Consider the following 12,846-nt stretch of genomic DNA (forward strand, 5'->3'; position numbering starts at 1 on the left):
CATATGGACGGATTTGTAAACGATGTTCCCGCTCCCGGACTCTTCATCAGAGAAGAGTTGGAAGCGCGTGGATGGACCCAGTCAGATTTGGCCTACGTGCTTGGCATCGCTGAGTCTGAACTCAGTGCGATCCTTGCTGGAAAGAGAGGGATCACCCCTGAGAGAGCCAAGGCTTTTGGCAAGGCGTTTGACGTGGCTGCGGAGCTCTTCGCCAATCTCCAGAATGCCTACGATTTGTCACGAGCCAGAGAGCCTGATCCCAATGTCGAGCGCAAAGCACGCCTCCAATCGGTCTATCCCATCAGGGACATGATTAAGCGCGGGTGGTTGATCGATTCGGCGGCATCGCTGCTGGAGGCTCAGCTAGCGAGTTTTTTTGAAGCCAGCAGCATTAACGAAGTGCCGCAGCTTGCTCATGCCGCGATGAAATCTAACTATGGCGACGTTCCTGCGGCCCAGCTCGCGTGGTTGTACCGAGTGCGGCAGATTGCAAAAGAAATGGTCGTCCCTGCCTATTCCGAGAAGGCGCTGCGCAAGGCCCTTGCCGAGATGAAGCAGTACATGATCGATCCCGCCGATACGAGGCACGTTGCGCGATTGCTTAGCGAATGCGGCATTCGGTACGTAGTGGTGGAAGCTCTGCCGAACTCAAAAATTGATGGCGTGTGCTTCTGGATTGATGATTCGCCGGTGATCGGCATGTCGATCCTCAAGGATCGCATCGACAATTTCTGGTTCGTCCTACGGCACGAAATTGAACACGTCCTTCAAGGGGATGGGCGCGATTTGGCGATCATTGATTCAGAGCTTGAGGGCGCAGGAGGAGGAACAGGCTCAGAAGTCCCCGAGCAGGAGCGGAATGCGAATAAAGAGGCTGCGGACTACTGCGTTCCGATCCGCGAAATGGAATCGTTCTTCCTACGCAAAAATCCCTTCTTTTCCGAACGCGATCTGTTGGGCTTTGCAAAGCGAATGCAGGTTCATCCCGGCATAGTTGCCGGTCAGCTTAGGCGGCGACTTAATCGCTGGGACTTGTTCTCAAAGCATCTCGTGAAGATACGGCAGTCAGTCTTGTCAACTGCGATGTGCGATGGATGGGGTCAGGTCGCCCCACTATCAAATTAATAGGAGGGCTTGAAATGGCTACTTATCAAGAGCGATTGCAGAGCATTTTTCACAAGTATGAGGCTGAAACTGGCGAGCAGTTTGCAACGACCAGCGACGTGGTTGCGTGGGCTGTTAAGAGTGGCCTGTTGGTCGCTCCGCCGGTCGATCCGTACGCGAAGCTCGCCGAAGAAATGTCCGCCGCGCTCCGCGCTGAGTACAAGATCGACCCGCTCGGCCGGAAGTATCGCGTCAACCACAACGTTCGCGAGCGACACGGCGGCGTGCAGTATTCCATCTGGTCTACTGGCGAAAATGCACCGCGAGGCTTTATGGTCAAGTCGGTGGCTCAGCGACGTAAAGGCATCGCTGCGGACTGCGTGTCACTGAAAAATGACGTGGACGTTTACAACGACAGCAAGCCGCATCAGGAACCTATTCCTTTGCATCTTGATTTCACTCACGACGTGGAAGAAGCCCAGGCATTGATGCTGGAAGAATCCGAGCCCGGTTAGAATTTTTTCCAGCGAGCAGAAGCGGCAACTCGCGCTATCTCCGAGCGTTGGTCGGGCGTCAGCTTCTCGAAGCGAGCCTTGCCACCCTTCAAGCCACCCTTGCGCCCCAGGGCGACGGCCGCCGGGTCTTTACCGTCGTCGGTCTTGGGCGGCTCAACCTCGCCCGTAGCAACGCCTACGATGAAGGCGGCGAGCTGGTTCGTATCGCGAGGGCGTTTGGGTGTCTTGGCCATGCCCGAAAGCTTGGACCGGCCAGCCTGAGCGGTCAAGCATCAGCGGATTTCAAACTGAGACACTACCGTCGTCCGCCAGCCCGAGCATCGAGACGTCGCCCTTGCCCCGGCGCAGCAGCACCGGCGCGTCGCCGGTGAGGTCGAGCACGGTGGTCGGTTCGGTGCCGCAGTTGCCGGCATCCAGCACCAGATCAACCGACCGCTCCAGCCGCGCCCGGTCGTCGTCGAGGTCGTTCAGCGGCTGTTCTTCGTCCGGCCACTGCAGCGTGCAGCTGAGCAGTGGCTCGCCGACCAGTTCCAGCAGCGCCTGGGTCACCTTGTGCTCGGGCACGCGGATGCCGATGGTCTTGCGCTTCTCGTGCTGCACGCGGCGCGGCAGTTCCTTGGTGGCCTCCAGCACGAAGGTGTACGGCCCCGGCGTCAGCTGCTTTAGCAGCCGGAACTGCCAGTTGTCGACCCGCGCGTAGGTGGCGATTTCGGAGAGATCGCGGCAGACCAGCGTGAACTGGTGGTGACGATCGAACTCGCGCAGGCCGCGGATGCGCTCGGCCGCGTCGCGGTCAGCCAGCCGGCAGCCGAAGGCGTAGCAGGAATCGGTCGGATAGGCGATCACCGCGCCCTGGCGGACGCGGTCAGCCGCCCGCTGGAGCCAGCGGCGCTGCGGATCGACGGGATGCAGTTCAAGCCATTCGGAAGCCATGCCGGCATTGTCCCATGCCTTTGCGGCAGGGCGTTGGACCGGCCGATGACGCCGCAGGACGCGTGGCTATAATTCGGCCCATTCGCGGTCTGCCGGACCGCTGCCAGAGCCTCACGCCGCGCCATGAATGCCGTGCTCGACCTGATTCCCGCGATCCTGTTTTTCGCGGCCTACAAGCTGTACGGCATGTTCACGGCCACCGCCGTGCTGGTCGTGTCGCTGCTGCTGATGGTGCTGATCACCTGGCTGCGCACGAAGTCGGTGCCGAAGCTGCAGCTGGCGACGGCCCTGGTGGCAACCGTGCTCGGCGGCATGACGCTGTGGTTCCGCGACCCGACCTTCATCCTGTTCAAGCCGACCGCGATCTACGGCGCCTTCGCGCTGGCGCTGCTCGGCAGTCACGTGATCGGCGACAAGGTGCTGATGCAACGAATACCGCAGAAAGCGATGGTGATGCCGGATGCGCTGTGGCGGCGGCTGAACTTCGCCTGGGCACTGTTCTTCGTGTTCTGCGCGCTGCTGAACGTCTACGTGGCGCTGAACTTCAGCGAGGAAGTCTGGGTGAAGGTCAAGGTGTTCGGCTTCACGGCGCTGATGTTCGTGTTCATGCTGGCGCACATCCCGTTCCTGTCCCGCTACCTGGTCGACTCCCCGAAAGATGCCGCTCCGCGTTGACAACATCCGCCAGACGCTCGAAGCGGTGCTGGCGCCGACCCGCCTCGACATCGAGGACGACAGCCATCGCCATGCCGGCCATGCCGGCGCCAAGGGCGGCGGTCACTACCGCGTCTACATCATCTCGGCGAAGTTCAGCGGCCGCACGCTGATCGCCCGTCACCGGATGGTCTACGAAGCGCTGGCCGAGCAGATGAAGGGCGACATCCACGCGCTGTCGCTGGTCACCAAGGCGCCGGACGAAGTCGGCGAATAAGGCCGCTCAGTCGCTGATCAACCGTCGATCAGGGCCTGCAGCGCCGCCAGATCAAGCACCGGCACGCCGAGCTTTTCGGCCTTCGCCAGCTTCGAGCCCGCCGCTTCGCCTGCCAGCAGGTAATCGGTCTTGGCCGACACGCTGCCGGTGCATTTGCCGCCGTGCGACTCGATCAGCGCGCTCGCTTCTTCCCGCGACATTCCCGGCAAGGTGCCGGTGATCACGAAGGTCTTGCCGCTCAGCGCGCCTTCGGCAGCGGCTTTCGGCGCTGGCCAGTGGATGCCGGCCCCGCCCTCGGTCGCCGGCCGCACCAGCTGGTCGATCACCACGCGATTGCGCGGTTCGGCGAAGAAGTGGCAGATCGACGCCGCCACGGTCGGACCGACATCGGGCACGGCCTGCAGCAGCGGGAAACGCTCTTTCTTCTTCTCCGCGTGCTCGGTGGCCAGATCAGCGTCGGCCGCCGCCAGCAAGGCTTCCAGCGTGCCGAAATGCACGGCCAGATCGCGCGCCGTGGTTTCCCCGACCACTGGAATGCCCAGTGCGAACAGGAAGCGGCCGAAGGTCGTGCTGCAGCTGGCGGCAATCGCCTTGACCAGGTTCTGCGCCGACTTCTCGCCCATCCGCTCCAGCGCTGCGAGCTTCTCGACATCGAGCTTCAGGTAGATGTCGGCCGGCGTGCGGACCTCGAGTTCATCGATCACCAGCGCCAGCAGCTTGTCGCCGAGGCCATCGATGTCGATCGCCTTGCGCGACACGAAATGGATCAGCGCGCCATGCAGCTGTGCGCGGCAGGACAGGCCGTTGGTGCAGCGGGCGATCGCCTCGCCTTCCTCGCGGGCGATGGCGCCGCCGCAGACCGGACAGGCCGGCGGCAGCTCGACGATGCGGGCATCGGCCGGTCGCCGCGCCAGGACCACTTCCTTGACTTCCGGAATCACGTCGCCTGCGCGGCGCACGATCACCGTGTCGCCAATCCGCACGTCCTTGCGCTGCACCTCGTCCATGTTGTGCAGGGTGGCATTCGAAACATTGGCGCCGCCGACGAACACCGGCTGGAGCCGTGCCACCGGCGTCACCGCGCCGGTGCGGCCGATCTGGAACTCGACGTTCTCCAGCACCGTCACCGCTTCTTCGGCCGGGAACTTGTAGGCCACCGCCCAGCGCGGCTCGCGCGACACCGTGCCCAGTTCCTCGCGGCCGGCGAGGTCATCAAGCTTGAACACCACGCCGTCGATGTCGAATGGCAGGCTGGCGCGCTTCGCGCCGATGGCCTCGAAGTAGCGCTGGCAGCCATCGGCGCCCTGCACCGCCTCGATCAGATCCGACACCGGAAAGCCCCAGCGCTTCAGCTGTTCGAGCATGTCGCGATGGCGCGCCGGCGCGGCCCAGCCGTCCGACACGCCGACGCCATAGGCGTAGAACGCCAGCGGCCGCTTCGCGGTGATCACCGATTCCAGCTGCCGCAGGCTGCCGGCGGCGGCATTGCGCGGATTCACCGGCGGCTTCTCGCCGCGCGCCTCGGCGTCAGCGACCATTTTCCTGAAGCCCGCCAGCGGCAGGTAGACCTCGCCGCGTACCTCGACCAGCGGTGGCACCTCGCCGTGCAGGCGCAGCGGCAGGCTGCGGATGGTGCGCAGGTTGGCGGTGATGTCCTCGCCGGTTTCGCCGTCGCCACGGGTGGCGCCCTGCTTCAGTACGCCGTGCTCGTAGACCAGCGACACGGCCAGCCCGTCGAGCTTCGGTTCGGCGATGTAGTCGACGGTGCCCTTCAGCAGCACCTCGCGCACGCGGCGATCAAAGTCCTGCAGCGCGGCTTCATCGTCGGCCTTGCGCAGGCTCAGCATCGGCTGGCGATGTCGAACCGGCGCAAACGCCGGCGATGGCGCACCGCCGACCCGCTGGGTCGGCGAATCCGGCGTCTTCAGTTCCGGGTGTTCGGCTTCCAGCCGCTGCAGCTCGCTGAAAAGCCGGTCGTATTCGGCGTCCGGAAGCTCCGGGTCGTCGAGCACGTAGTAGCGGTGATTGGCCCGCTCCAGTTGCCGCCGCAGCTCGGCGGCGCGTTCCGCCGCCGTATCCACGTTCAGGCTGGCAGATGCTGGCGGGCCCAGGACTCGATGTCCTGCTGCAGTTCGCGGGCGCTGGACGGCGTGAACGGCTGCTTCTTGGCGTCGTAGACCTCGGCGCCGAGTGCCGTCGCCAGCCGCTCGGCCGTGGCGATCATGTCGCGGATCGCATCGGCCGCACGCACCGGGCCGGGCAGCACGATGAACAAGGTCAGGCCCGGCGTCTCGAAATCCTCGGCCATCGCCGGATCGAGATGCCCCGGCTTCAGCAGGCTGGCGACGCTGAAGACGATCTCGTTGCGGCTGATGCGGTGATAGATCTGCCGTGCGCCAAAGCTCAGACGCTGGCCGGCCAGCGCGGCGTGCAGCTCGACGCCGGACATCGGCTGGCCGGTCGGCTGCGCGACCAGCAGCGACACGATCTTCTGCACCTGCGGCTTGCTGTCGGCCACCGGCGCAGCGGCGGCAGCGGCCGGCTTCGCGGCCTCGACCGGCTTCGGCACGGCGGCCGGATTCAGGGTAGGCCCGCGTGCCGGGACCGGCGCAGGCGACGGCTCGGCGTCCACATCAGCCGGCTGGCCGAAGCGCGGTTCGACCTTGCGCGGCTTGCCGACGCCGAACTCGTCGAACTGCTGGCCTTCGGCGCCGAAGATGTCGAGCTGGCGGGATCGCGGCGACGACGGCTCCGGCGGCACGTCGAGGCTCATGGCCCGACGGTCGCGGCGTGACAGCACGTATACGGCGATCACCGCGATGACCGCGAAAATCAGCAACGCCCACTGCAATGGACTCATCGTTTCGCCTTAGCCCCCGAAATCTCCACGATTGGCCTGACCTCAAGCCCAGACGATCAATTCGCCTGTTCAGCCGCTGCTTCTTCCGGCGTGCCGACCATGGCAACCGCCTGCTGCACGTCGACGCTGACCAGCCGGGAAACGCCCGGCTCCTGCATCGTCACGCCATGAAGGTGCTCGGCCAGCTCCATCGTGATCTTGTTGTGCGTAATGATAATGAACTGAACGCCCTGCGACATTTCCCGCACCACTTCGCAGAAGCGGCCGACGTTGGCGTCATCGAGCGGTGCATCGACTTCGTCCATCAGGCAGAACGGCGCAGGATTGAGCTGGAACAGCGCCAGCAGCAGCGCCACCGCAGTCATCGCCTTTTCGCCGCCTGACAGCAGCTGGATCGTCGAATTGCGCTTGCCCGGCGGCCGGGCCATGACCTTGACGCCGCGGTTGAGCACGGTGGCGGTCTCGCCTTCCGGCGCATCCCCGGTCAGCTCCAGATAGGCCTCGCCGCCGCCAAACAGCTGCGGAAAGCGCGCCTTGAAGATGTCGTTGACCTGATCGAACGTGGTCTTGAAGCGGTCCGTGGTTTCGCGATCGAGCTGGGCCATCGCGTCTTCCAGCGTGGTCAGCGCGGCGCTGACGTCGGCGTGCTGGGTATCGATGTAGGCGGCGCGCTCGCGGCCCTCTTCCAGCTCCTGGATCGCGGCCAGATTGATGGCGCCGAGACGGTCGATGCGTCGGCCGATCGCGGCCAGCTTTTCTTCCCACAGCTCGATCGGCAGGTTGCCGTTGGCGTCCGGCGTCAGGTATTCCGCCAGTTCTTCGCGGCTGAAGCCGGTTTCGGCGAACTGGCTGTCGGCCACTTCGCGCCGGGCGCGCAGGTTCTCGAACTCCAGGCGCGCCGACTGCAGCCGCTCCTGCGCGGCTTCCTTGCGGGTTTCGGCCGCGCGCAGCGCGCGGACCTGCTCCTGCTGCGCCGCTTCGGCCGCCGTCAGTTGGCCGCGCGCGCCGTTCAGGCGTTCGCGTGCTGCACCGACAGCGGCCCGAGCCGCCTCGACCTCGGCGGTCTTGGCGACGATCGGGGCATCGAGTTCCTCGCCGGCCACGCGCCGCGACTCCAGCCCTTCGACCAGCGCCTCGCGCTGTTCGGCCAGCGAATGCAGGGCCTGGTTGGCGGCAGCCAGCGCGCTGTTCTGGCTGGCGACGTGGATCTGCGCCTGGTTGCGCTGCTGGCTGGCCTGGACCTGGGCGGCACGCACCTGGTTCAGCGTATCGCGGCTGGCAGCCAGCAGGCGGCTGCGTTCGGCACGCTCCTGGCGCAGCCGTTCGGCGCTGTCCTCGAGATCACCGAGCCGCGCCCGCGCCTCTTCCAGTTCCTCGGCCTGCTGCTGGCGCTGGGCGGCGAGCGCTTCCAATTCCTGACTGAGGCTGCGGATGCGGTTTTCGGTCTGTTCCAGCCGCACCGCCTGGGCCTGCCGGTGCGCCAGCCGCTGGCCGTGGCGGCTGCGGGTCTGGTCGAAGCGGGCCACGACGGCGCGACGCTCGTTATCGAGTTGCACGCGACGGGTGTTCATCTCGGTCAGCCGCTGCTCGCCGTCGCGGACCTTGATCGTCAGCTCCTCGACCGAGGCCTTGAGCTGCTTCAGCAGCAGGCCACGGGCGATGACGCCGCTGTGCTGCGGATCGAGCTTCGGGTAACGGATCCACGCCCGGCCGCGCCAGACGCCGTCCGGGGTGATGACGGATTCGCCCGCCGTCAGCCCGCCGGCGATCCGCGCGGCCTCATCGGCGGACCCCGCCGTATGGACGCCGGACAGCCAGTCGATCACCGCCGCCGGGCCGCCGACCCGGGCGGCCAGCGTCCCGTCGCGACCGCCGCTGCCCGACTCGGCATGCAGCAGGGTGGCGCCGGATTTCGGCCCGGCCGGCGTCTGCGCGGACAGCCATTCCGGTAGCAGCGGCGCCTGCAGCAGGCCGCTCAGGACATGCTCGACCGCCGCCTCCCAGCCTGTCTCGACCTGCAGCGCCGCGTTCAGGCGCGGCAGGCTGGCCCAGCCATTGCCGCGCAGCCAGTTGCCCAGCTCGGCGTCGTCTTCGCGCAGGGCCGCCTGCTGCAGGGTTTCCAGCGAAGCCTGGCGACCACGCGCGCTCTGCAGCGCCTGCCGCGCCTCGTGCAGCCCGGCTTCGACGGCATTGCGCTGCTCGCGCGCCGCCTGCAGTTCGGCATCGGCATCCTGCAGCCGCGACTGCGCTTCGGCGAGTTCCTCGTCGAGGGTCGCCAGTTCGATGTCGACTTCGTTCAGGGAATCGCGGATCGGCGCCGCATCGAGCGCGGCGCGTTCGCCGGTGGTCCGGCGCAGCCGCTCTTCCAGCTGCTGCAGCCCGCGTTCCTGGCTCTGCACGCGCACCCGCTCGCCTTCGGCGGCCAGCATCGGCGCCTGCGACCGCTGAGAGAACTCTTCCCAGCGACTCTGCTGCTCGGCGACCTGCGCCTCGGCCGTCGCCAGTGCTTCCTGCTGCTCCTGCTCGCGGGCCTCGGCTTCGCTGGCGCGGGCCTGGGCAGCGGCAGCGGCCTGCGTCAGCGACTGATGGCGCAGCTGCTCCTGATCACGCCGGCGGGTCAGTTCGAACAGCTGGGCTTCGAGCTGTTCGAGTTCGCGCACCCGCAGGTTCTTCAGTTCGCGGGCGTGGGCCAGGTTCTGCTCGTGGCGTGCCAGCGTGCTTTCGGTCTCGAACACCTGCGCCTGCTCGGCTCCCAGCAGGTTGCCGGCCTCGCGCAGCCGGAGATCGGCCGCATCGCGCGCCGCCTCGGCGCCGGTGACGGCAGCACGGGCTTCTTCCAGTGCTTCTTCGAGCGCGGTGATTGCCGCTTCCTGCGAAGCGCCCTGGGCTTCCAGCGCGCGCAGCCGCAGCAGCAGCACCTCGGCTTTCAGCTGTCGCTCTTCTTCCTTGAATTGCTTGTACTTCTCGGCATTCGCAGCCTGTTTCGCCAACACTTCCAGACGCGCCCGAAGTTCGCCCTGCAAATCATGGAGGCGACTGAGATTCTCGCGCGTCTGTTTGATACGCGATTCGGTTTCGCGGCGGCGCTCCTTGTACTTGGAAATGCCGGCGGCTTCCTCAAGCAGCTGGCGCAATTCCTCCGGCTTGGCCTCGACCATCCGCGAGACCATGCCCTGCTCGATGATCGCGTACTGGTTCTTACCGCCGAGACCGGTGCCGAGAAACAGGTCGGTGACATCGCGCTTCAGGCACTTGGTGCCGTTCAGGTAGTACTGGCTGCCGCCGTCGCGCGTCAGTTCGCGTTTGACCGCCAGTTCGGCGTAGGCCGCGAACGGCCCGGTGACCTGGAAGTCGCTGTTGTCGAAGGTCAGCTCGACGCTGGCCCGACCCGCCGGCTTGCGGCTGCGCGAGCCGTTGAAGATCACGTCTTCGGAATCGGCACCGCGCAGGTTCTTGATGCTGGCTTCGCCGAGCACCCAGCGCACCGCGTCGATCAGGTTCGACTTGCCGCAGCCATTCGGCCCGACCACCGAGGTAAGGCGGGACGGCAGCGGCAAGCTGGTCGGGTCGACGAACGACTTGAACCCGGCGAGTTTGATTCCGGATAAACGCATGGACGGAAGGCTTCGAGGACGAGGGACGGGACGAACACCCGTCGTGGAAGGCCGCCAGTTTAAGGGATGACACCGGATCGGAGGCCGGAGCCGCCTTTCGGTGCATCGGCAACGGTCGTCATTTGCGACAATAGCGGTCTCAATTTCCCCGCAACGTCATTCAACATGTCCACCAAGCCTTCGAAATCGCTGGAAAACTTCCCGAACCCGAACCCGGGGCGTGACTTCGTCATCCGCATGCGGATGCCGGAGTTCACCTGCCTGTGCCCCAAGACCGGGCAGCCGGATTTCGCCACGCTGTACCTTGAATACATTCCGGAAGCACTTTGCGTGGAGTTGAAGTCGCTGAAGCTCTATCTGTGGAGCTACCGCGACGAAGGCGCGTTCCACGAGGCGGTGACCAACCGGCTTCTCGATGATCTGGTGGCGGTGACGCAGCCGCGCTTCATGCGCCTGACGGCCGACTGGTACGTGCGCGGCGGGATCTACACCCATGTGACGGTGGAGCACCGCGCGCCCGGCTGGACGCCGAGCTTTGCCGACACGGTGTCGCTGCCGCCGGCGATGTGGCAGGGCTTCCAGGGACACTGAGGAGCGGATTCGGCCCCGGGCCATGCGCACCGGGGCCGGTTCGTCATTCGATCGGGTCGAGACGATCGTCGTGCGGGGTCATGAAGATCGGCGGCCAAGTGTCCTCGACCGCGTCCAGCAGACGTTCGAGCGCATCAGGGAAGATCTGGTCGAGCGTGCCGACCCGCTCGTAGGTGGCCCGGTCCGGCCACTGCGCATACGCCATCCAGGTTCCCTGATCCGAGCGATGCAGACGAGAGCCGAGCGCGCCGCGTTGCGCCTTCAGTGCATCGGTCATGTCGGCCCACGCGGTCGCGAACTGACGGACCTTGCCGGCCTTGACCTGCCATTGGTAGAGGACCGCAAAGCCGACTTTCATCTGGACGTTGGCATGTTTCGAGGATCGGGACGGGCCGCGCCAGCACCCGCACGGCACCGATCGGCAGATCGGGGTCCGTAACGCGAATCACAGTGTACTGAACGAGTTCCCAGCATGGACACGGCAGCCGATCACTCCGGACAGCGCCCTTATCGCGGGCGCTTCGCCCCCACCCCTTCGGGCCCGCTGCATCTTGGTTCCCTGATCACGGCGCTGGCCAGCTTTCTGGCAGCGCGCCATGCCGGCGGTCGCTGGCTGCTGCGGATCGACGACATCGACGGCCCGCGCTGCCGGCCGGAACATGCCGACACCATCCTGCATCAGCTCGATCGCCACGGCTTGCACTGGGACGAAGCTGTTCGCTACCAGTCCGGTCATGAAGCCGCCTACCAGGCGGCGTTCGAGCAATTGCGCCAATCCGGTGCCTGCTATCGCTGCACTTGCACCCGGGCCCGATTGGCGGCCAGTTCACCGGCCGGCATCGATGGCCCCGTCTATCCCGGGACCTGCCGGGAGGCCGGTCATCAGCAACCGGATGCCGCCTGGCGATTGCGGCTGCCCCCGGGCCGCATCTGGCTTGATGACCTGCTGCATGGCCGGATCGAGCGAGACCTCTGCCGCGAGATGGGCGATTTCGTCATCCGCCGCGCCGATGGCCGTATCGGCTATCAGCTGGCCAGCGTCATCGACGAACAGCAGCAAGGCATCACGCATCTGGTGCGCGGCGCCGACCTGATCGGCTCCAGCCTTCGCCAGAAGTACCTGATGCAGCAGTTGGGACATGCCGTACCGGCCTTCCTGCACATCCCGGTACTGCTCGACCACAACGGCAACAAGCTCAGCAAGCAGAACCACGCCGCGCCGCTGCAGACAGAGACTGCGGCGCAGAACCTCATTCGCGGCCTGCATCTGCTCGGACAGGCCCCGTTTGCTGCGGCCTGGCATGGCCGTGTCGATGAAATCCTGGCACGCGCCATCCGGGATTGGGACCCGGCCCGGATTCCGAAGCAGCTTCACCTGCCCGCGTAAGGCGTTTAGGGCTCCGGAAACGGCGGATCGACGGCCGGCGCGCCGTAATGGTGCTGTGCATCAAGGTCTGGCATTCTTGGCGCACCGCAACATAAGATTTCGCATGAACGATATTCGCGTCATCAAGAAGTATCCGAACCGTCGTCTGTACGACACCAATGTGAGCCGCTACATCACCTTGGAGGAAGTGCGACAGCTGGTATTGAGCAACGTCCGGTTCCGCGTCGAAGACAAGCGCACCAAGGAAGACATTACCCGCAGCATCCTGTTGCAGGTGATTTCGGAGCAGGAAGAAGGCGGCAATCCGATCTTCAGCTCGGAACTGCTGACCCACATCATCCGGTTCTACGGCGATCCGATGCAGCCCAGCATCAGCCGGTATCTGGAAATGTCGCTGCAGCTTTTCCTGCAGCAACAGACCCATTTCAGTGAGCAGTTGAAGGAATTGCTTGGCCAGGCCCAGCAGCCGGTACAGCGCCTGAAGGATCTTGCCGAACGTCAGGTGCCGATCTGGCGCACGGTTCGCAAGGAATTCCTGAAGAACCTCTCTCGCGCAAAGGCGGTCACCGTTGGCCGAGAAAAAGGTGGCACGGACTTTGATGCCGGATAATGAGTGCTAGCCAACGAGCATCGGATGACGAAAAATCTTGACGTAGACGTCAAGATTTTTCAGAAATTTTTAAAGTATTGATTTTTGAAGATAATTATTGATTGTGAAAATTGACAACACCGTCGTCAATGTCTATAGTGCACCGCAACAATCAACAAACAAACAAAAAGCGCAGCGAACATTATTATTCTTGTCTGCGCTTTGAATGTCTCCTCCAGAAAGGCCTCGCGCCTTTCTCGCACCTTGCCCCCTGCCTCAGGGGGTTTTTTTTGTCCGTCGACGATTGGTAATAATTGATTTA

General features: G+C 64.8%; 13 protein-coding genes. 7 read left to right on the forward strand and 6 right to left on the reverse strand.

Features of this window, described 5'->3' with window-relative positions; translation table 11 throughout:
- The first annotated feature begins 3 nt into the window (after positions 1 to 3).
- A complete protein-coding gene (locus ACTIGJ_RS00615) occupies positions 4 to 1,125 on the forward strand; it encodes a helix-turn-helix domain-containing protein (RefSeq protein ID WP_439638335.1) in 1,122 nt (373 codons plus the stop codon).
- 14 nt (positions 1,126 to 1,139) lie between these two features.
- Positions 1,140 to 1,619, forward strand: coding sequence for a hypothetical protein (locus ACTIGJ_RS00620; RefSeq protein WP_439638336.1), 480 nt, complete (start codon positions 1,140 to 1,142; stop codon positions 1,617 to 1,619).
- On the opposite strand, the gene ACTIGJ_RS00625 is transcribed toward ACTIGJ_RS00620, so the two are convergent.
- Both ACTIGJ_RS00625 and ACTIGJ_RS00630 read right to left on the reverse strand, forming a co-directional pair.
- Complete coding sequence (locus ACTIGJ_RS00625; protein ID WP_439638337.1) at positions 1,616 to 1,852, reverse strand: histone H1; 237 nt, start codon at positions 1,850 to 1,852, stop codon at positions 1,616 to 1,618. The genes ACTIGJ_RS00620 and ACTIGJ_RS00625 overlap by 4 nt on opposite strands.
- A 49-nt stretch (positions 1,853 to 1,901) precedes the next feature.
- Positions 1,902 to 2,552 carry an L-threonylcarbamoyladenylate synthase gene (locus ACTIGJ_RS00630; protein ID WP_439638338.1) on the reverse strand — a complete coding sequence of 217 codons (651 nt, stop codon included), beginning with the start codon at positions 2,550 to 2,552 and terminating at the stop codon, positions 1,902 to 1,904.
- Between the two features lie 123 nt (positions 2,553 to 2,675).
- On the opposite strand from ACTIGJ_RS00630, the gene ispZ reads away from it, so the two are divergent.
- Both ispZ and ACTIGJ_RS00640 read left to right on the forward strand, forming a co-directional pair.
- The gene (gene ispZ / locus ACTIGJ_RS00635) at positions 2,676 to 3,227 is read left to right on the forward strand and encodes a septation protein IspZ (protein ID WP_439638339.1); all 552 of its coding nucleotides are present in this window, start codon (positions 2,676 to 2,678) and stop codon (positions 3,225 to 3,227) included.
- Positions 3,211 to 3,483, forward strand: coding sequence for a BolA family protein (locus tag ACTIGJ_RS00640; RefSeq protein WP_439638340.1), 273 nt, complete (start codon positions 3,211 to 3,213; stop codon positions 3,481 to 3,483). The genes ispZ and ACTIGJ_RS00640 overlap by 17 nt, the downstream gene beginning before the upstream one ends.
- A 17-nt stretch (positions 3,484 to 3,500) precedes the next feature.
- Here the strand turns inward: ACTIGJ_RS00640 and ligA are convergent, their stop codons facing one another.
- The 3 genes from ligA to smc are packed head-to-tail and all read right to left on the reverse strand — an operon-like array spanning position 3,501 to position 9,957.
- Entirely contained in the window at positions 3,501 to 5,564 is a 2,064-nt protein-coding gene (gene ligA, locus ACTIGJ_RS00645; protein WP_439638341.1) for an NAD-dependent DNA ligase LigA, read from the reverse strand.
- Between the two features lie 2 nt (positions 5,565 to 5,566).
- Positions 5,567 to 6,343, reverse strand: a complete 777-nt coding sequence (locus ACTIGJ_RS00650; protein ID WP_439638342.1) for a cell division protein ZipA C-terminal FtsZ-binding domain-containing protein — start codon at positions 6,341 to 6,343, stop codon at positions 5,567 to 5,569.
- Positions 6,344 to 6,399: 56 nt separating this feature from the next.
- Entirely contained in the window at positions 6,400 to 9,957 is a 3,558-nt protein-coding gene (smc, locus tag ACTIGJ_RS00655; RefSeq protein WP_439638343.1) for a chromosome segregation protein SMC, read from the reverse strand.
- Positions 9,958 to 10,122: 165 nt separating this feature from the next.
- Here smc and queF point away from each other — a divergent pair, with 165 nt between their 5' ends.
- Positions 10,123 to 10,548 (forward strand): preQ(1) synthase, encoded by a 426-nt coding sequence (queF, locus tag ACTIGJ_RS00660; protein WP_439638344.1) that lies wholly within the window; start codon positions 10,123 to 10,125, stop codon positions 10,546 to 10,548.
- 43 nt (positions 10,549 to 10,591) lie between these two features.
- Here queF and ACTIGJ_RS00665 read toward each other — a convergent pair whose 3' ends face one another.
- Positions 10,592 to 10,906: an antibiotic biosynthesis monooxygenase family protein gene (locus tag ACTIGJ_RS00665; protein WP_439638345.1), complete on the reverse strand. Its 315-nt coding sequence runs from the start codon at positions 10,904 to 10,906 to the stop codon at positions 10,592 to 10,594.
- A 114-nt stretch (positions 10,907 to 11,020) separates the two neighbouring features.
- Between ACTIGJ_RS00665 and gluQRS the strand changes: the two genes are divergently transcribed.
- Positions 11,021 to 11,935 carry a tRNA glutamyl-Q(34) synthetase GluQRS gene (gene gluQRS / locus ACTIGJ_RS00670; protein WP_439638346.1) on the forward strand — a complete coding sequence of 305 codons (915 nt, stop codon included), beginning with the start codon at positions 11,021 to 11,023 and terminating at the stop codon, positions 11,933 to 11,935.
- 103 nt (positions 11,936 to 12,038) lie between these two features.
- Positions 12,039 to 12,545 (forward strand): polyhydroxyalkanoate synthesis repressor PhaR, encoded by a 507-nt coding sequence (gene phaR / locus ACTIGJ_RS00675; RefSeq protein WP_439638347.1) that lies wholly within the window; start codon positions 12,039 to 12,041, stop codon positions 12,543 to 12,545.
- The last annotated feature ends 301 nt before the right edge of the window (positions 12,546 to 12,846 follow it).

Origin of the sequence: Nevskia sp. (assembly GCF_051860985.1) — a bacterium.
In the GTDB taxonomy this organism is placed as follows: Bacteria; Pseudomonadota; Gammaproteobacteria; order Nevskiales; family Nevskiaceae; genus Nevskia.